The sequence below is a fragment of the Mycolicibacterium sp. CBM1 genome (assembly GCF_054073305.1).
On sequence record NZ_JBSXPP010000016.1, the window covers coordinates 57,703 to 74,899 of the forward strand.

Genomic DNA, 17,197 nt, shown 5'->3' on the forward strand with positions numbered 1-17,197 from the left:
GAGTGGGTGGGCCCCGGACTAGCGCGGACTAGCGCGGACTGGCCGTCGCCGCCAGATCGGCCGGCAGCGCTTGGTTGCGCACGCTGTCGAGCGCCTTGGCGAGCAAGCGCGAGACGTGCATCTGCGAGCAGCCGACTCGCTCCGCGATCTGAGTCTGGGTGAGGTTGTCGAAGAACCGCAGGGCCAGCACAACACGCTGCCGCTCGGGTAGAGCGGCGATCAAGGGCCGCACCGTCTCGATGTTGAGCACCCTGTCCAGGTGCGGGTCGATGTCACCGAAGGTGTCGGCGATGGTTCTGGTCTGGTCGCCGGCGCCCATGGGCGCATCGCTGGGCACGGTGGCGTAGTTGCCGCCACCGATGGTCGCCTGGACGACGACGTCTCGGTCGATGCCGAGATGGTTGGCGATCTCGGTAGCGGTGGGCGCTCGATTCAGCCGTTGCGTCAGCTCGGCTCGGGCCCTGATCATTTGCGGCTGAAGCTCTTTGATCCCGCGGGGAACCTTGACCGCCCAGCCGTAGTCGCGGAAGTGGCGGCGGACTTCGCCCATCATCGTCGGTACCGCGAACGACACGAACGCAGCACCGGAGTCGACGTCGAAGCGATTCACGGAGTTGAGCAGGCCCACCCGGGCGGCCTGCACCAGGTCGTCGAACGGTTCGCCGCGACCCCGGTAACGGCGCGCGATGTGGTGGGCGAGGGGCAGGCTGCGCTCGATGATGGCGTCACGGAGTCGACGGAATGCCGGTGACCCCTCGTCGAGTTGCTTGAGGCGCCGGAACATCTCCGTCACGTCGGAATAATCTGACTTGGGAGCGTGGCGTTCGGGCATCGGCAGATCCTCACGATCATCGGTAAGCGGTAAGTCGTCACCGGCTCGTGATCTGAACCTGCGATTGGAGTATTACCCAGCCATCTACCAGGCCAAAAGTTCACCAGGCCGGGCGCCTCCCGGCGGCGATCCGGCACCGTGACAGACGAGTGCCCCTACCGCTGCACGAGGCAGCGGCGCGCACACCCTTTCGACTGGACAACAGGCGGGACATGACCGACACTCTAAAGGTCGACCAACCAACCTTTAAGAGATCCACGGCGGCTCTCGCACTGCCCTGAGGATCGAGATGATCTACCGTCAACAACTGTCCGGCGTCACCTTTACGTTCGACGGCCTGGTCGATGTGATGGCGAAGGCGACCCCACTGCGGTCGGGCGATCAGCTGGCGGGCTGCGCGGCCGAGTCCGACGCGGAACGGGCGGCCGCAGCCTGGGTGCTGGCCGATCTACCCCTGGACATCTTCCTGCGCGAGGCTGTGGTCCCCTACGAGACCGACGAAGTCACCCGGTTGATCATCGACAGCCACGACCGAAACGCCTTTTCTGCCATCTCACACCTCACGGTCGGCGGATTTCGCGACTGGCTGCTGGAGAACTCCTCTGAAGCTGACAGCGCGTCGCGGCTCACCGCCATTGGAGCGGGTGTCACCCCGGAGATGGCGGCCGCGGTCAGCAAGATCATGCGCAACCAGGACCTCATTGCCGTGGCGTCGGCGATGGAGGTCACCGCAGCGTTCCGCACAACCGTCGGCGCGCGGGGCACGATGGCCACCCGCCTGCAGCCGAACCATCCCACCGACGATCCGCGCGGGGTCGCCGCCGCCGTGCTCGACGGACTCCTGATGGGATGCGGTGACGCCGTCATCGGGATCAACCCGGCGACCGACTCGCCGCACGCCACCTCCGACCTGCTGCGGCTGCTCGACTCGATCCGGGACAGGTTCGACATTCCCACCCAATCCTGCGTGCTGTCGCACATCACCACGACCATCGGGCTGATCGACGAGGGCGCTCCCGTCGACCTCGTCTTCCAATCGATCGCCGGAACCGAGGGGGCCAACGCCGCCTTCGGAGTGAACATCGAGCTGCTGCGCGAGGGTAATGCCGCCGCCCGCTCACTGCAGCGGGGAACCGTCGGGGACAACGTGATGTATCTCGAGACCGGACAGGGGTCGGCCTTGAGCTCCGGTGCCCATCTGGGCACCGGCGGAAAGCCGGTGGATCAACAGACCTTGGAGGTGCGCGCCTACGCCGTCGCGCGCGATCTCCAGCCGCTGCTGGTCAATACGGTGGTGGGCTTCATCGGCCCGGAGTACCTGTACGACGGGCGGCAGATCATCCGAGCGGGTCTGGAGGATCACTTCTGCGGCAAGCTGCTCGGGCTGCCGATGGGTGTCGACGTCTGCTACACCAACCATGCCGAAGCCGACCAGAACGACATGGACAACCTGTTGACCCTGCTGGCCGCGGCCGGCGTCGCCTTCGTCATCACCGTCCCGGGCGCCGACGACGTGATGCTGGGCTATCAGAGTTTGTCGTTTCACGACGTGCTGCTGACGCGGCAGACTCTGGGCCTGCGGCCCGCTTCGGAGTTCGAGGACTGGCTGCGCACCGTCGGCATGGTCGACGAACGGGGCCGCCCGAAGCCGTTCGACGTGACGAGTTCACCACTGCGAGAGCTGACGTCGGCGGAGAGCCGATGACGGACAATGTTGCGCGCCAACAGTTCTGGGACACGCTGCGGCAGAGCACGCAGGCCCGGATTGGGTTGGGACGCGCCGGGAATGCCTTGCCGACACGCGAAGTGCTCCAGTTCGCCGCGGCACACGCGGCCGCGCGCGACGCGGTGCACATCCCGCTGGACACCGAACGCGTGGCCGCCGCGATCGGCGATATCGGCATCGGTGAGCCCGCTCTGGTTACCAGTCAAGCGTCGTCGCGGGGTGAGTACCTGCGCCGCCCTGATCTCGGCCGGTTGCCCGCGGATCTGTCGTCGGTTCCTGTCGTGCCGGCGGACATCGGATTCGTGCTCGCCGACGGGCTCTCACCCAGCGCGCTGATGCATCACGGGGCGGCGCTGCTGGAAGCTCTGGTCACCGAATTGGGTTCTGGCTACACGCTGGCGCCGCCGGTGATCGCGACCCAGGCGCGGGTGGCCCTCGGCGACCACATCGGCGCGCGCGGGCAGTACACCACGCTGGTGGTGCTCATCGGCGAGCGGCCAGGGCTCAGCGTCGCCGACAGCCTGGGTATCTACCTCACCCACCGGCCGCGGCCCGGATGCACTGACGCCGAACGCAACTGCGTCTCGAACATCCATCCCCCCGACGGTCTGGGGTACCGCGAAGCCGCGCGGATCGCCGCGGGTCTGGTCGCCGGGGCGCGTCGGCTCGGGCGATCTGGGGTGGAGCTCAAGGACACCTCGCGTGGGGTGGCCGTTGAGGGTCCGGGACCCGGGGAGCTGGGGTAGCTCGGGTTCCTCCCCCGGCTAGGCGTTACCCGTCGTCGAGTTTCCATAGTCCCAAGACCGGGTTCGCACCGGGGTCATGTAGATGTAGGCGGCACCTGGTCTGGGTGCGGTGGGCCATTCGGCCTCTGGCACGCCGCGGGCCTTGGCGCCCCGCCGCGCGAGCTCGAGTGCTTCACCTGGTTCCCGAACGATGCGGGCCAGACCTTGGAACATCACGCCCCGAATATCGGCCATCGTGGAGCCGTCTTCGAGCATGATGCTCACCTTGGGATTGCTTTCGATGTTCGCCACTTTGCGTGTCCGGTCCCGCACACCCATGACGATGTCGGTGCCTAGGCGAAAGTAACCCAGGGGCACGGTGTGCGGAAACCCGTCCTCGTCGATGGTGGTCAACATCGCCCATCCCGGGCGGCTATCGAGAAACGCCTCGATTTGTTCGTCACTGAGCTTTGCCGGCATGCGCAAAAGGTTAACAACGGCGAAGTCGGCTCTCGGCCAGCCGCCATCATGGCGGGCACCTCTGCCACACGGTCCGTCAGAACCGATCGAAGATCGAGTTGACGATGTCGTCGCCGATGCCAATGCCAGCGCCGGTCACCATCGCCTGGCCGAAACGCCCGCCGAGGAAGCGCTGCAGCGCGCCACCTCCGGGGGCGGGCTGTTGATACTGCGGGTATTGCGGCGCAGCCGGATACGCGGCGGGGCCGGAGTATGCGGCTTGCGGCACCGCTGGCTGTTGCGCAGACGCCACGTGGTTGTCGACGAGGGCGTGAATGGCTTGCAGCAGTTCGGTGGTCGTGGTCTGCTCGTCTCTGATCGCCAAGGCGATCTCTTTCAGGTCGAGCCCCCACTCACGGGCGTTCGCGTCACCCGCTGCCGCGGCCGTCGACAACTTGTCGGCCAACGCGCGGATCAACGATGCGGTCTGGTCGGCCTGCGTTTGCAGCGCGGCGAACTGCCGGTCCACGGTGTCGGTATTCATCAATAGCGTCCTTTCGCTCTTCTCCCCTCCGACCTACTCCAGCCAACTGAGCACCAGCTGAGAGATGGCTGATGGGAGACGGATTGGGACGCACAGCACAGTGTGGAATGGTTTTGACTTCCGGCAGTGCCGGGGCCATGATCGACCGCGGTCAGCACCTTGCTAGGTGAGGCTCCTACGTGAACACAGGCCACTGATCTGACGACGTCGAGAGACGCCCAAGATCAGGACAGGTCTTCCCGGATTAAGGGATGACCCAAAGTGGCTCCCCGCGATGGTGGGGTACGTCGCGTAGTGCCGAAGCCCTGTGCGCCATTCGTAACCCGTCGGCGAACACTGCAGCGAGTACCACCGCCTTCCGGCTAGTACACCGACTACTCCGAGGTTCTCGTCGAGACGTCCCGCGGCAGGTCGCTATGATCGGCGCCGGCATCAAGTGTCGTCCCTTCGAATGGATTCACCATGACCGAACACGTCGAACAGCTGGAGTTCCAGGCCGAGGCCCGCCAGCTGCTGGACCTGATGGTCCACTCCATCTACTCCAACAAGGACTCCTACCTGCGGGAGTTGATCTCCAACGCGTCCGACGCGCTGGACAAACTGCGCCTGGAGGCGTTCCGCAACAAGGACCTCGACGTCGACACCTCCGATCTGCACATCGAGATCGACATCGATAAGGCCGCCCGCACCCTGACGATCCGCGACAACGGGATCGGGATGACCCGCGACGAGGTGGTCGCCCTGATCGGCACGTTGGCGAAATCGGGCACCGCCGAACTGCGCCAGCAACTGCGCGAAGCCCAGAACGCCGCGGCCTCCGAGGAGTTGATCGGACAGTTCGGGATCGGCTTCTACTCGTCGTTCATGGTGGCCGACAAAGTCACCCTGGTGACCCGTAAGGCGGGCGAGGCTTCGGCGACGCGCTGGGAGTCCGCCGGCGATGGCACCTACACCGTGGCCACTGTCGACGATGCTCCGCAGGGCACGTCGGTCACCTTGCACCTCAAGCCCGAGGACGCCGAGGACGAGCTGCACGACTACACCGCGGAATGGAAGATCCGGGCGCTGGTCAAGCAGTACTCGGACTTCATCGCCTGGCCGATCCGGATGCAGGTCGAGCGCCGCAGCCCGGCCGACGAGGACGGCGGCGAGGAGCAGGTCACCATCGAGACCGAAACCATCAACTCGATGAAGGCCTTGTGGGCCCGTCCCAAAGACGAAGTGTCCCAGGAGGAGTACGTCGAGTTCTACAAGCACATCGCGCACGCCTGGGACGACCCGCTGGACGTCATCCCGATGAAGGCGGAGGGCAACTTCGAATATCAGGCCCTGTTGTTCATTCCGTCGCATGCGCCGTTCGACATGTTCAACGCCGACGCCCGGATCGGTGTACAGCTGTACGTGCGGCGGGTCTTCATCATGGCCGACTGCGAGGAGTTGCTGCCGCCGTACCTGCGGTTCGTCAAGGGTGTCGTCGACGCGGCGGACATGTCGCTCAACGTGTCTCGGGAGATCTTGCAGCAAGACCGGCAGATCAAGGCGATCCGGCGCCGGCTCACCAAGAAGGTGCTCTCGACGATCGCCGAGATGCAGAAGGAGCGGGCCGAGGACTACCGCACGTTCTGGGGCCAGTTCGGCCGAGTCCTCAAGGAAGGCCTGCTCTCCGACGTCGACAACAAGGACACGCTGCTGGCGGTGTCGTCGTTCGCCTCGACGCACAGCGACGAGCAGGCCACCACGCTGGCCGAGTACGTCGGGCGGATGAAGGACGGTCAGGAGCAGATCTTCTATGCCACCGGTGAATCCCGTACGCAGCTGCTGAGTTCACCGCACCTGGAGGCGTTCAAGGCCAAGGGTTATGAGGTACTGCTGCTCACCGACCCGGTCGACGAGGTCTGGGTGGACATGGTGCCCGAATTCGACGGCAAGCGACTGCAGTCGGTCGCCAAGGGCGAGGTGGACCTGGACGCCGAGGAAGACAAGAGCGAGGCCGAACGGTCGCAGCTGGAGCAGGAATTCGGTGATCTGCTGGAATGGCTCAAGGAGACCCTCTCCGAGCAGGTGAAGGAAGTGCGGTTGTCGACCCGCCTCACCGAGTCGCCGGCCTGCCTGATCACCGACAGCTTCGGCATCACACCGGCGCTCGCCCGGATGCTGCAGGCCTCCGGACAGCCGGTCCCCACCGAGAAACGCATCCTCGAGCTCAACCCTGATCACCCGCTGATCGCCGGGGTGCGGGAGGCGTTCACGTCACGGGGCGGTGATCCGGCCCTGACCGAAACGGCTGAACTGCTCTACGGCACCGCACTTCTGGCTGAGGGCGGCACACTGGACGATCCAGCGAAGTTCGCCGGGCTACTCGCTCAGCGGCTGGCGCGCACCGTCTAGCGGCCTGTAACGAGGCCATACGGTGGCAACCCGACACCGCTGACCATGAGCTGGCCGGACGGGATTTTCTCGACCAGCCGCACCCGGACCGGGCAACGCTGTCCGGCGACCTCGAGTTCGGCCTCGCCGTCGAATACACCGTCGTCTGTGCTCACAGGAAGTTGGCCCGCGTCCACATCCGCCGGCTGATCCGGTTTGAATCCCCCGGCGAGTCCGGGTGCTCCCCTTCTTGGGAAGGTTGGGGTCAGCTCAGGTGGTTAGTCGAGGAGGTACCCGCCGGAGCTGCGTGAGCGGGCGGTGCGGATGGTCGCCGAGATCAGTGATCAGCATGAGTCGGAGTGGGCAGCGATGACCGAGGTCGCCCGGTTGTTGGGGGTCGGGACGGCCGAGACGGTCCGCAAGTGGGTCCGTCAGGCTCAGGTCGATGCCGGCGCCCGGCCCGGGACCACGGCCGAGGAGTCCGCTGAGTTGAAGAAGCTGTGCCGGGAGAACGCTGAATTACGAAGGGCCAATGCGATTTTGAAGACGGCATCGGCTTTCTTCGCGGCCGAACTGGACCGGCCACACCACTGACCTGACGGTTCATCGCCGAGCATCAAGGCCATCGAGACGGCCCTGATGGTCTGCGGTGGGGATCTCAAGGCTGAGATCACTCGTGTCCACGCCGCCAACTACGGGGTCTACGGGGCCCGCAAAGTGTGGTTGGCGCTCCACCGTAAGGGCGTTGACCTGGCCCGATGCACCGTCGAGCGGCTGATCGCTGAGCTCGGCCTGCGTGGAGTGGTGCGCGGCAAGGTCAGACGCACCACGATCGCCGACCCCGAGGCTGTCCGCCCGGCCGACCTGGTCAACCGTGTATTCGGCCCCCGAGCGCCGGATCGGCTGTGGGTGGCCGACCCGACCTATGTGTCGACCGGGTCGGGATTCGCCAACGTCGCGTTCGTCACCGACGCCTATGCTCGGCGGACCCTGGGCTGGCGGATGGCAGCGACCATGGCCACCTGCAACTGAGCACCGCGCAATGGGTCGACTGGTTCAACCACCACCGGCTCTACGAGTACTGCGGCTACACACCACCAGCCCAGCTTGAGGCCGCCCACCACGCTCAACAACAGACACCAGCCGCCGGCCGAGTTCTCACATCAGGAAGTCTCCGGACTCACCCGGGGGGACTCAGCACTCCAGGTCCACTTCTCTGCAGCCCTGGCCCCCTGTCGGCCTGGCAAGAGCATTCGAGAAGGAAGTTTTGAGAGGCGGGACTCTGATTCCCAGGATTTTGTTCAATTGCGCCGAAAGGGACGCACAGATGACAACCCAACTGGGATTAGGACAAATCTACTGGGATCCTACACCATCATTGACACAACTCGGTCTGTGTCGTAATCATAAGACATGACCGCAGTTGTGTCTCACACCGCCCCGGCCCGGTTCGAGTTGGCGACGGCACAGACGTGGGGCGACCCCTGGCCGATGTACCGGGCGCTGCGCGACAACGACCCCGTGCACCACGTCGTGCCGGACAACCCCGATCACGACTACTGGGTGCTCTCGCGGCACGCCGACATCTGGCAGGCCGCCCGCGACCATCAGACGTTCTCCTCCGCGCAAGGCCTGACCGTCAACTACCGCGAGCTGGAACTGATCGGGCTGCAGGACAACCCACCCATGGTGATGCAGGATCCGCCGTCGCACACCGAGTTTCGCAAACTGGTCGCCCGCGGGTTCACCCCCCGCCAGGTCGAGGCAGTCGAACCGAAGGTCCGCGAGTTCGTCGTCGAGCGCATCGAGCGACTGCGTGCCGCCGGCGGCGGGGACATCGTCGCCGAGTTGTTCAAGCCGCTGCCGTCGATGGTCGTCGCGCACTACCTCGGCGTCCCCGAGCAGGACCGCGCCCAGTTCGACGGCTGGACCGAGGCAATCGTGGCCGCGAACGCCAGTGGGTTGGATGCCCTGGGCTCGGTCGGCGACGCGATCGGGTCGATGATGGCCTACTTCACCGAACTGATCGAGCGACGCAGGCGTGAACCCGGGGATGACACCGTCTCCCACCTGGTGGCCGCCGGGGTGGGGGCTGACGGCGACCTCGCCGGCACCCTGTCAGTGCTGGCGTTCACGTTCACCATGGTCACCGGCGGCAACGACACCACCACCGGGATGCTCGGCGGCTCGGTCCAGCTGTTGCATCAGCAGCCCGACCAGCGCCGCCTGCTGGTCGACTCACAAGACCTGATCCCCGACGCCGTCGACGAGTTGCTGCGGCTGACCTCACCGGTCCAGGGGCTGGCCCGCACCACCACCCGTGACGTGGAATTGCACGGCAGGACAATCCCATTCGGCCGTAAGGTGCTGCTGCTCTACGGCTCGGCCAACCGCGACGAACGCCAGTACGGCCCCGACGCCGGCGAACTCGACGTCACGCGCCGGCCGCGCAACATCCTGACGTTCAGCCACGGCGCCCACCACTGCCTCGGAGCCGCGGCAGCCCGCATGCAGGCACGGGTGGCTCTGACCGAACTGCTGACCCGCTGCCCAGATTTCGACGTCGACGAAGCCGGTATCGAATGGGCCGGTGGCGGCTACGTCCGCCGACCGTTGTCCGTCCCGTTCCGGGTGCGCAGCTGATGGCGGGCAACAACTGGCTGGCCTCGCGGCGCGCGGAGGTGGCCGCCGACCGCATCCTCGACGCCGCCGGTGAACTGTTCGCCCGACGCGATGTCGGCAGCGTGGGCATGAACGACATCGCCCGCACCGCGGGGTGTTCCCGGGCGACGCTGTACCGCTACTTCGAGAACCGCGACATGCTGCACACCGCCTACGTACACCGGGAGGCCTACCGGCTGCACGAGCAGATGTCGGAGTCGATCGGCGGCATCGCCGACCCACGCGAACGCTTGCTCGCAGGGCTGACGATGTCGATGAAGGTGGTCCGCGAAAGTCCGGCGCTGTCATCGTGGTTCGCCACTGCCGACTCCCCCATCGGCGCGGAGATGGCCGAGCAGTCCGAGGTCATCCAGGCGCTGACGTCGGGCTTCTTGCTCTCGCTGCGGCCCGACGACCCCGCGGTGGTGAACCGCCGGGCGCGTTGGCTGGTGCGGGTGCTCACCTCGCTGCTGATCTTCCCCGGCCGCGACGCCGACGACGAGCGGGCGATGCTCGAAGAATTCGTAGTCCCGATGGTGTGCCCAGCCGAGTCCGACCCTGCGGTGGACGCGCCGAGTCTGCGCACAGATCGACCTTCATCCCCATAGGGACGCGCTGGGCGCAGACTCGGTAACCCCGGAAGCGGTCGTCGGTCGCACAGTGTCGGCATGACGACCCTCGACGACCCGTTCATCGGTAGCGAAGCAATTGCCAAAGGCGTTCTGCGCGACCATCAACTACGCGCGCGCTATCGCAGGGTTTTTCCCGGCGTCTATGCCCAGCAGGGAGTTGAGTTGACCGTCGCCCAGCGCGCGCGGGCGGCATGGTTGTGGTCGCACCGCAGCGGGATTGTCATGGGGCTTACGGCAGCTGCGCTGCACGGGACGAAGTGGCTGGATGCCAGCTTGCCGGTCGAGCTGGTGGCGTCGAATGCCAGGCCGCCGCGCGGTGTGCGCACCCACGATGTGTGCATCGACCCCGACGAGCGCACGTGGTTGGGCGATCTGCCGGTCACCACCGCACCGCGTACGGCATTTGACATCGGCCGACGCCATCCCACGCGCTCGACGGTCGCCCGGATGGATGCACTGTTACGCGCCACAGGCATTGGAAGTGACGACGTCGCCGCAGTGGCGGCCCGACACCGCGGAGCGCGAGGCCTGCGCCAGCTTGAGACCGTGCTGGATCTGACCGACACAGGCGCGCAGTCACCGCGGGAGACCTGGCTGCGGTTGACTCTCGTCGACGCCGGCTTCCCCCGTCCACGAACACAGATTCCCGTGCCCTGCCCCGACTCATCCGCGACCTACTACCTCGACATGGGATGGGAAGAGGTCATGGTCGCCGTGGAGTACGACGGGGACCACCACCGCACGGATCGGTGGCAGTACACCAAAGACGTTCGCCGGCACGAAGATCTGGAGCGGCTCGGGTGGATCGTGATCCGGGTGCTGGCCGCAGACTCAACAAGCGACATCGTCCGCCGGGTACGCGACGCCTTTGCGCGGCGGACCTCGAGTCTGCGGTGAGCGCATCGAGTCTGCGCTCAGCGCGAAGTTCGGCCGAGAATCGCGCGCTCACCGCAGACTCGAGCTGATTGGGACGCCTACGTGCGCACCCGGGTGAATCGATGCAGCAGCCACGCCACCGGGATCGTCATGAGCAGGGTGACCACGAACAACGCCGGCATCGAGCCGGTGTAGACCGGCCAGCCCAGCACCTCCACCATGGCGATCTCCATCACCACCAGGTGCACCAGGAAGATCTCGTAGGAGATCTCCCCCAGCCACACCATCGGCCGGCTCGCCAGCAGCCGCGCATACCAGCCGCGGTTGCCCAGCGCCAACGGCGCCACCACGAGTGTCGCGATAACGGCGTAGAAGCCGGTCTTGACCAGTGCCTCGGTCAGGCCGGTCGGGGATGTCGTGGGCTCACCGGCGATCGGGGTGGACACGATGAGAAAACAAATGACCGCCAACGGAACCGTGATGAAGCCGTAGACGCGAACTCCCTTGACCTGCAACACGGTCAGCAGCATGCCGCCGACGAACCAGGCCAGGTAGCCGGGCAGCCACAGCCGCGCCCCGCTCGGCAGGAAGTGCGTGGAGTGCACCAGCGCCATCCATGCCGGGCTGACCAGAGCGAGCACCACCAGACCGGTCAGCAGCACACCCGGGCGCCACTGACGGCGGCACAGCACCACGATCAACAGGTAGGCCAACACCGGCAGCGCGACATAGAACGCCACCTCGACGGCCAGGCTCCACATCTGTGTCAATCCCTGGTGCAGATAGCCGTTGAACATGTAGTTGTCGGTGTAGATCTGGGTCAGCGTCAGGTTGCGCAGCAGCCCGACCCAGGTGTGGCCCGGGTTGGGTCCGGCGTCACGGAAGTGATAGATCAGGTAAGCCGCCAGCACAGTGACGACATAGGCGGGCATGATGCGCCGCACCCGATGCCAGGCGTAGCGCCGCACCGACGGCGACGGCCCGGCATCGGCGAGTGCCCGCACCCACGGCCCGAACAATAGGTAGCCGGAGAGCACGAAGAAGATCGGCACACCGATCTCCATCCGCGAATACACCAGGCCGACAAAGCCGTGGGTGTACTTGCCGGTGGTGTAGGCAGCGTGGGTGGCGAGCACCAGCAGCGCCGCCACCGCGCGCACCCCCGTGAGGGAGGCAACCCGGTCGACTCCCACGACGGCCTCCAGGCCGCCCTGGTCGACCGCGCCGGACGCGGTCATCGGCTCGGGCGCCGGGGCTTCCCGCCGGAGGGACGCGAGTCGTATCGTGGGCTGCCACGGTCGGGCTTGAGGTCGATCAGGATCCCGGAGATCCGGGTCTTCTCAAGGGCTTTCAATGTCGACTTGGACAGGTCGGTGGGCAGTTCGACCAGCGAGAAGTCACTCTTGATGGTGATGTGCCCGAAATCGCTGCGGTGCAGGCCGCCCTCGTTGGCGATCGCCCCCACGATCGAGCCGGGACCCACCTTGTGCCGCTTGCCGACGGCGATGCGGTAGGTGGTCAGGTCGTCACGGGTCTTGCGGGGGGCGCGCTCACGATCGCCCCGATCGGACGACTCCCGCTCGCGGCGCTTCTCCGGCGGCGGTTCGGTCATCAGGAACTCCGCGCCGTTGCGGCTCTGCAACGCCAGTGCGGCGGCGATGTCGGCCATCGGCACGTCGTGGTCGCGCTCGTAATCCTCGATGAGGCGACGGAACATGTCGAAGCCCGGCGCGTTGAGCGCCTCGGTGATCGAATCGTGGAACTTGGCCACCCGCTGGGCGTTGACGTCTTCGACGCTGGGCAACTGGTCTTCGGTGACCGGCTGGCGGGTGACCTTCTCGATCGACTTCAGCAGGTGGCGTTCCCGAGGCGAGACGAACAGCAGCGCGGTCCCGGATCGCCCGGCTCGCCCAGTGCGCCCGATCCGGTGCACATAGGACTCCGGATCGTGCGGGATGTCGTAGTTCAGCACATGGGAGATGCGTTCGACGTCCAGCCCGCGCGCCGCGACATCGGTGGCGACCAGGATGTCGATCGCCCCGCTCTTGAGCGCGGCGATGGTCCGCTCGCGAAGCGCCTGCGGGATATCGCCGTTGATGGCCGAGGCGGCGAACCCGCGGGCTCGCAGCTTCTCGGCGACCTCCTCGGTGGCCTGCTTGGTCCGGACGAACACGATCATCGCCTCGAACGGCTCGACCTCGAGCAGCCGGGTCAGGGCGTCCATCTTCCGCGGCCCCGCGACCTGGATGTAGCGCTGGGTGATGTTCTCGGCGGTGGCGGTCTTCGACTTGACCGCCACCTCCACCGCGTCGTGCAGGTACTTGGAGGTGATCTTGCGGATCCCCGGCGGCATCGTCGCCGAGAACAGCGCGACCTGCTTGTATTCCGGGGTGTCGGCCAGGATCCGCTCGACGTCCTCGGCGAAACCCATCTGCAGCATCTCGTCGGCCTCGTCGAGCACCAGGTAATCCAGGTGCGAGAGGTCCAGGCTGCCCTTCTCCAGGTGGTCGATGACGCGCCCGGGCGTCCCGACGACGACCTGCGCGCCGCGCTTGAGTCCGGCCAACTGCGGGACGTAGGACGAACCGCCGTAAATCGGCAGCACATTGATGTTTCGGTGCGCGCCGTAGCGGCTAAACGCCTCGGCGACCTGCAGGGCCAACTCACGCGTCGGGGCCAGCACCAGCGCCTGGGTGACGCGGCTGGTCGGGTCGATCTTGGACAGGATCGGGATCGCGAACGCCGCGGTCTTGCCCGTGCCGGTCTGCGCCAGACCGACCACGTCGGAACCGGCCAGCAGCGCCGGAATGGTGGCCGCCTGAATCGCTGACGGCGTTTCGTAACCGACGTCAGCAACGGCTTGCAGGACGGCGGGGTGTATCTGCAGGTCGGCGAAGGTCTGCGGGGTGGCCTCGTCGGCGTCGGGGCCGGCGTCTTCCGAGATTGTCATTGGATCTGCAGTCTAATGCCGGAGCGTGCCGTAACCCCGCTCCGGCGCCGAGGGACGGTACCGTCAGCCGATGTGGGGCATCGGCTGAGCATGGCTGCGGCGGGCGCGGCGCTGGCCGCAACCCTGGTGAGCTGCAGCTCGGGGGACTCCACCGTGGCCAAGACCCCGGACGTGACGACACCGGCTGTGACCACCACCTCCACGCCACCGCCGCCGCCGACCGCTGTGCCGCCGCCCCCGCCGCCCCCGGCTCCGGCGCCCGATCCGTGTGCGGTCAACCTCGCCGCGCCCGCCATCGCGCAGGCCGTGTCAGACCTTCCCCGCGACCCACGCAGCAACCAGGGCTGGTACCCCGTGCCGGTGGCCGGAAACTACAACGAGTGCGCGCAGCTGTCCGCGGTGATCGTGCGGGCCAACACCAACGCCGAAAATCCCAACACCCGTGCGGTGCTGTTCCACCTCGGCAAGTACATCCCGACCGGAGTGCCCGACACCTACGGATTCAACGGCCTCGACTCCACCCAGAGCACCGGCGACACCGTCGCCCTGGCCTACGTCAACGGTCTGGGCATGCAGAGCGTGGTGAAGTTCCGCTGGAACGGCAACGGCGTCGAGCTGATCGGCAACACCTGAGGCGTCGGTGGGCGGCGATCACCGAGGCAAACTGAGCGCGTCGGCGACACCGCAACGCCTGCCGCATATTCTTGCCTAACCCGACGAACTGGCAAACCAAAGCACACCGAGGCCAGGTTACCGGCGCGTAAACTGCGGGCCTGGAGGCATCGGAGGGGCCATGAAGGGCATCATCTTCAACCTGCTCGAAGACGTAGTGATCGCCGGCCACGGGGACCAAGCCTGGGAGGATCTGCTCGATCGAGCCGGACTGGATGGGGTCTATACCTCGCTGGGGAGCTACGACGACGCGGAGATGATGCGGCTGGTCGCGGCCGCCGGGACCGAACTATCGTTGACCGACGACGAGGTCTTGCGCTGGTTCGGACGACGGGCGATCCCCTTCATGAGCGAGCGTTGGCCAGCCTTCTTCTCCGCTCACCAGCACACGGTGCCGTTCCTGCGCACCCTCAACAGCGTCATTCATCCCGAGGTGCGCAAGCTCTACGCCGGAGCTTATTGCCCACATTTCGATTTCACCTCGGCCGCGGACGGAAGTCTGTTGATCGGTTACCGATCGCAGCGCCGGCTCTGCGGGCTGGCCCACGGCTTCATCCTGGGTGCCGGCGACCACTATGGGGAGGAGCTGACCGTGCGGCATGAACAGTGCACGTCCCGTGGTGCGGACCGATGCGTGCTAGCGGTCAGCCCTGCGTAGGCGCTGTGATGGCGGGGGATGACGCACTCGACTCAGCCTCTGATGGGTTGGTCGAGGCACTGACGGCAGAGAACAAGCGTGTACGTCGGCGACTGGAACGGGAACGCAAGATCCGGCACCAAGCCGAGGAGATCGCCGAACAGGGCCTGCGCGATCTCTACCACCAGCAGCGTGAACTCGAATTCCTCTCCGAGATCACCATCATGGCCAACCAGGCCGGTTCGGCCAGAGAGGTGCTGGCGTCCGCACTGCGGTATATCTGCCACTTCACCGGATGGCCGGCCGCACATGCCTACATCGTCGGCGGGGAGGGCCCGGCCCGGAGGATGTGGCCGTCCAACATCTGGTATCACGATCCCGCCCTGGACATCTCCGAATTACAAACCACCACAGCAGAACTCGTATTCGCGCTCGGTGAGGGCCTGCCCGGCCAGGTCTGGCAGACAGGTGCAGCTCAATGGCTGGATGATGTGACGACGAGCAAGAACTTTCCCCGCGCCCATAGCGCGTTGCGATCCGGCCTGCGCTGCGCATTCAGCGCCCCGCTCCTGATCGGATCCGAGGTGGCGGCATCGCTCGAGTTCTTCGGGCCCAATCCGACGGCGGAGGATGCGGCCCTGCTGTCGATGATCTCCAGGGCCGGAACTCAACTCGGCCGGGTGATCGAACGGGATCGTGCCAAGGCGCGGCTGCACGACGCGATGCATGACTCGCTCACCAACCTGCCCAACCGCGCCCATTTCGTGCAAGAGGTGGAGCAGGCGTTCCGGGAATACTGCCTGGACCGACAAGCCGGTTTCTGCGTCCTATTCGTCGACTTGGACCGGTTCAAGATGGTCAACGACAGTTTGGGCCATGCTGCGGGGGATGCCTTGATCATCCAGGTCGGCGCCCGGCTGAAGGATGCGATCCGGGACGGCGAGGTCACCGGCCAGCGCCCCGGCGATGAACCCCGGGCGCTGCTGGCACGCATGGGCGGCGACGAGTTCACATTGCTGGTGCGCCAGATCGGCAAATCCAGCGAAGCTACGGCGATCGCGGACCGGATCCAGGCGTTGCTGCGTAAACCCTTCCGGGTGGAGGGGCATGAGGTTGCGACCGGGGCGAGCATCGGGATCGCGATGAGCTCCCCAGAGCACGGTTCGGCGGACGAGATGGTGCGGCACGCGGACATGGCGATGTATCGCGCCAAGGCCCAGGGCAAGGCTCGCTGCGAAATCTACGACGCAACCATGCAGGACCTCGCGACGCGGCGGATGACACTGCACAACGAGCTCCGCCGCGCCGTACGCGACGAGTCGTTCGAACTGCATTACCAACCGGTGGTGTCCATCGCCGACGGTGAGGTCGTCGGGTTCGAAGCGCTGGTCCGTTGGCGGACGTCACCGACCACACTGCGTTACCCCGACGAGTTCATCCCGGCCGCCGAGGAAACCGGGCTGATCATCCCGATCGGCGCCTGGGTGTTGCGTGAGGCGTGCCTGGCCGTACACCGTTGGAACGCCAACCGGGACGGTCAGCGGCCGTTGACGGTCAGCGTCAATCTCTCCCCACGCCAGTTCGCCCAGGCAAACCTGGTCGAACAAGTGCGGAGCATCATGGCCGAGACCAAAGTCGAGCCGGAGATGCTGAGGCTCGAAATCACCGAGTCCATGACGATGGACCACGCCGATCACGCCACCGATGTGCTCACCCGTCTCGGTGCGCTCGGTATCCGGATCAGCATCGACGACTTCGGGACCGGCTTTTCCTGCCTCAGCTATCTGCACAGGTTCCCCCTGCATGTGCTGAAGATCGACCGCTCATTCATCTCCCGGATGGAAACCCACATGGAGAGCCTGCAGATCGTGAACACGATCGTGGTGCTGGCGCGCAGTCTGGGGATGGAGGTCGTGGCCGAGGGGGCCGAAACCCTGGAGGAGGTTGACCGGCTGCGGTCGCTCGGCTGCGATTTCTGTCAAGGCAACTACTTCTCACCGCCCTTGCCCCCCGAGGAGTTGGGCCCATTTCTCGAGCCTGTCCCGCCGACGCTGCCGCTCAGCGACGTTCCGTGAGGCAGCCGCGGCTGACGCGTCGGTGCGCCCGCCTACAGTAA

General features: G+C 66.1%; 15 protein-coding genes, 1 pseudogene and 1 riboswitch. Of the genes and pseudogenes, 10 read left to right on the top strand and 6 right to left on the bottom strand.

Annotated elements, in window-relative coordinates; all coding sequences use genetic code 11:
* Positions 1-28: 28 nt before the first annotated feature.
* Positions 29-832: a SigB/SigF/SigG family RNA polymerase sigma factor gene (locus ACXDF8_RS20060; protein WP_457225034.1), complete on the bottom strand. Its 804-nt coding sequence runs from the start codon at positions 830-832 to the stop codon at positions 29-31.
* Between the two features lie 289 nt (positions 833-1,121).
* Between ACXDF8_RS20060 and ACXDF8_RS20065 the strand changes: the two genes are divergently transcribed.
* The gene (locus ACXDF8_RS20065) at positions 1,122-2,537 is read left to right on the top strand and encodes an ethanolamine ammonia-lyase subunit EutB (RefSeq protein WP_457225035.1); all 1,416 of its coding nucleotides are present in this window, start codon (positions 1,122-1,124) and stop codon (positions 2,535-2,537) included.
* Positions 2,534-3,304 carry an ethanolamine ammonia-lyase subunit EutC gene (eutC, locus tag ACXDF8_RS20070; protein ID WP_457225036.1) on the top strand — a complete coding sequence of 257 codons (771 nt, stop codon included), beginning with the start codon at positions 2,534-2,536 and terminating at the stop codon, positions 3,302-3,304. Before ACXDF8_RS20065 ends, eutC begins: the two co-directional genes overlap by 4 nt.
* Positions 3,305-3,322: 18 nt before the next feature.
* On the opposite strand, the gene ACXDF8_RS20075 is transcribed toward eutC, so the two are convergent.
* Together ACXDF8_RS20075 and ACXDF8_RS20080 are read right to left on the bottom strand one after the other, a co-directional pair.
* Positions 3,323-3,763: a pyridoxamine 5'-phosphate oxidase family protein gene (locus ACXDF8_RS20075; protein WP_457225037.1), complete on the bottom strand. Its 441-nt coding sequence runs from the start codon at positions 3,761-3,763 to the stop codon at positions 3,323-3,325.
* Positions 3,764-3,839: 76 nt separating this feature from the next.
* Positions 3,840-4,271: a hypothetical protein gene (locus ACXDF8_RS20080; protein ID WP_457225038.1), complete on the bottom strand. Its 432-nt coding sequence runs from the start codon at positions 4,269-4,271 to the stop codon at positions 3,840-3,842.
* A gap of 166 nt (positions 4,272-4,437) precedes the next feature.
* A riboswitch (M-box (ykoK) riboswitch) is annotated at positions 4,438-4,611 on the top strand.
* 137 nt (positions 4,612-4,748) lie between these two features.
* Between ACXDF8_RS20080 and htpG the strand changes: the two genes are divergently transcribed.
* Entirely contained in the window at positions 4,749-6,674 is a 1,926-nt protein-coding gene (gene htpG, locus ACXDF8_RS20085) for a molecular chaperone HtpG (protein ID WP_457225039.1), read from the top strand.
* On the opposite strand, the gene ACXDF8_RS20090 is transcribed toward htpG, so the two are convergent.
* Positions 6,671-6,829: a hypothetical protein gene (locus ACXDF8_RS20090; RefSeq protein ID WP_457225040.1), complete on the bottom strand. Its 159-nt coding sequence runs from the start codon at positions 6,827-6,829 to the stop codon at positions 6,671-6,673. The two genes, htpG and ACXDF8_RS20090, sit on opposite strands and share 4 nt — an antisense overlap.
* A gap of 148 nt (positions 6,830-6,977) precedes the next feature.
* Here ACXDF8_RS20090 and ACXDF8_RS20095 point away from each other — a divergent pair.
* The 4 genes and pseudogenes from ACXDF8_RS20095 to ACXDF8_RS20110 form a co-directional block, all read left to right on the top strand.
* Positions 6,978-7,804: pseudogene (locus tag ACXDF8_RS20095) on the top strand (transposase); the annotation flags it as partial.
* Positions 7,805-8,066: 262 nt separating this feature from the next.
* Positions 8,067-9,296: a cytochrome P450 gene (locus ACXDF8_RS20100; RefSeq protein ID WP_457225041.1), complete on the top strand. Its 1,230-nt coding sequence runs from the start codon at positions 8,067-8,069 to the stop codon at positions 9,294-9,296.
* Positions 9,296-9,922, top strand: coding sequence for a TetR/AcrR family transcriptional regulator (locus tag ACXDF8_RS20105; protein WP_457225042.1), 627 nt, complete (start codon positions 9,296-9,298; stop codon positions 9,920-9,922). The genes ACXDF8_RS20100 and ACXDF8_RS20105 overlap by 1 nt, the downstream gene beginning before the upstream one ends.
* Positions 9,923-9,982: 60 nt before the next feature.
* Positions 9,983-10,843, top strand: coding sequence for an endonuclease domain-containing protein (locus ACXDF8_RS20110; RefSeq protein ID WP_457225043.1), 861 nt, complete (start codon positions 9,983-9,985; stop codon positions 10,841-10,843).
* Between the two features lie 77 nt (positions 10,844-10,920).
* Here the strand turns inward: ACXDF8_RS20110 and ACXDF8_RS20115 are convergent, their stop codons facing one another.
* Positions 10,921-12,060, bottom strand: a complete 1,140-nt coding sequence (locus tag ACXDF8_RS20115; RefSeq protein WP_457225044.1) for an acyltransferase family protein — start codon at positions 12,058-12,060, stop codon at positions 10,921-10,923.
* Positions 12,057-13,772, bottom strand: coding sequence for a DEAD/DEAH box helicase (locus tag ACXDF8_RS20120; protein WP_457225045.1), 1,716 nt, complete (start codon positions 13,770-13,772; stop codon positions 12,057-12,059). The genes ACXDF8_RS20115 and ACXDF8_RS20120 overlap by 4 nt, the downstream gene beginning before the upstream one ends.
* A gap of 90 nt (positions 13,773-13,862) precedes the next feature.
* Between ACXDF8_RS20120 and ACXDF8_RS20125 the strand changes: the two genes are divergently transcribed.
* The 3 genes from ACXDF8_RS20125 (at position 13,863) to ACXDF8_RS20135 (ending at position 17,156) form a co-directional block, all read left to right on the top strand.
* Positions 13,863-14,405, top strand: coding sequence for an LppP/LprE family lipoprotein (locus ACXDF8_RS20125; protein ID WP_457225115.1), 543 nt, complete (start codon positions 13,863-13,865; stop codon positions 14,403-14,405).
* A 160-nt stretch (positions 14,406-14,565) separates the two neighbouring features.
* The gene (locus tag ACXDF8_RS20130; RefSeq protein ID WP_457225046.1) at positions 14,566-15,102 is read left to right on the top strand and encodes a heme NO-binding domain-containing protein; all 537 of its coding nucleotides are present in this window, start codon (positions 14,566-14,568) and stop codon (positions 15,100-15,102) included.
* Positions 15,103-15,110: 8 nt separating this feature from the next.
* Positions 15,111-17,156, top strand: coding sequence for a putative bifunctional diguanylate cyclase/phosphodiesterase (locus ACXDF8_RS20135; protein ID WP_457225047.1), 2,046 nt, complete (start codon positions 15,111-15,113; stop codon positions 17,154-17,156).
* The last annotated feature ends 41 nt before the right edge of the window (positions 17,157-17,197 follow it).

Bases quoted from the DNA above. Each gene is read 5' to 3' on its own strand.
- ACXDF8_RS20060 (WP_457225034.1), bottom strand. From the start codon at position 832: ATGCCCGAACGCCACGCTCCCAAGTCAGATTATTCCGACGTGACGGAG.
- ACXDF8_RS20065 (WP_457225035.1), top strand. From the start codon at position 1,122: ATGATCTACCGTCAACAACTGTCCGGCGTCACCTTTACGTTCGACGGC.
- eutC (WP_457225036.1), top strand. From the start codon at position 2,534: ATGACGGACAATGTTGCGCGCCAACAGTTCTGGGACACGCTGCGGCAG.
- ACXDF8_RS20075 (WP_457225037.1), bottom strand. From the start codon at position 3,763: ATGCCGGCAAAGCTCAGTGACGAACAAATCGAGGCGTTTCTCGATAGC.
- htpG (WP_457225039.1), top strand. From the start codon at position 4,749: ATGACCGAACACGTCGAACAGCTGGAGTTCCAGGCCGAGGCCCGCCAG.
- ACXDF8_RS20100 (WP_457225041.1), top strand. From the start codon at position 8,067: ATGACCGCAGTTGTGTCTCACACCGCCCCGGCCCGGTTCGAGTTGGCG.
- ACXDF8_RS20105 (WP_457225042.1), top strand. From the start codon at position 9,296: ATGGCGGGCAACAACTGGCTGGCCTCGCGGCGCGCGGAGGTGGCCGCC.
- ACXDF8_RS20110 (WP_457225043.1), top strand. From the start codon at position 9,983: ATGACGACCCTCGACGACCCGTTCATCGGTAGCGAAGCAATTGCCAAA.
- ACXDF8_RS20115 (WP_457225044.1), bottom strand. From the start codon at position 12,060: ATGACCGCGTCCGGCGCGGTCGACCAGGGCGGCCTGGAGGCCGTCGTG.
- ACXDF8_RS20120 (WP_457225045.1), bottom strand. From the start codon at position 13,772: ATGACAATCTCGGAAGACGCCGGCCCCGACGCCGACGAGGCCACCCCG.
- ACXDF8_RS20125 (WP_457225115.1), top strand. From the start codon at position 13,863: ATGGCTGCGGCGGGCGCGGCGCTGGCCGCAACCCTGGTGAGCTGCAGC.
- ACXDF8_RS20130 (WP_457225046.1), top strand. From the start codon at position 14,566: ATGAAGGGCATCATCTTCAACCTGCTCGAAGACGTAGTGATCGCCGGC.
- ACXDF8_RS20135 (WP_457225047.1), top strand. From the start codon at position 15,111: ATGGCGGGGGATGACGCACTCGACTCAGCCTCTGATGGGTTGGTCGAG.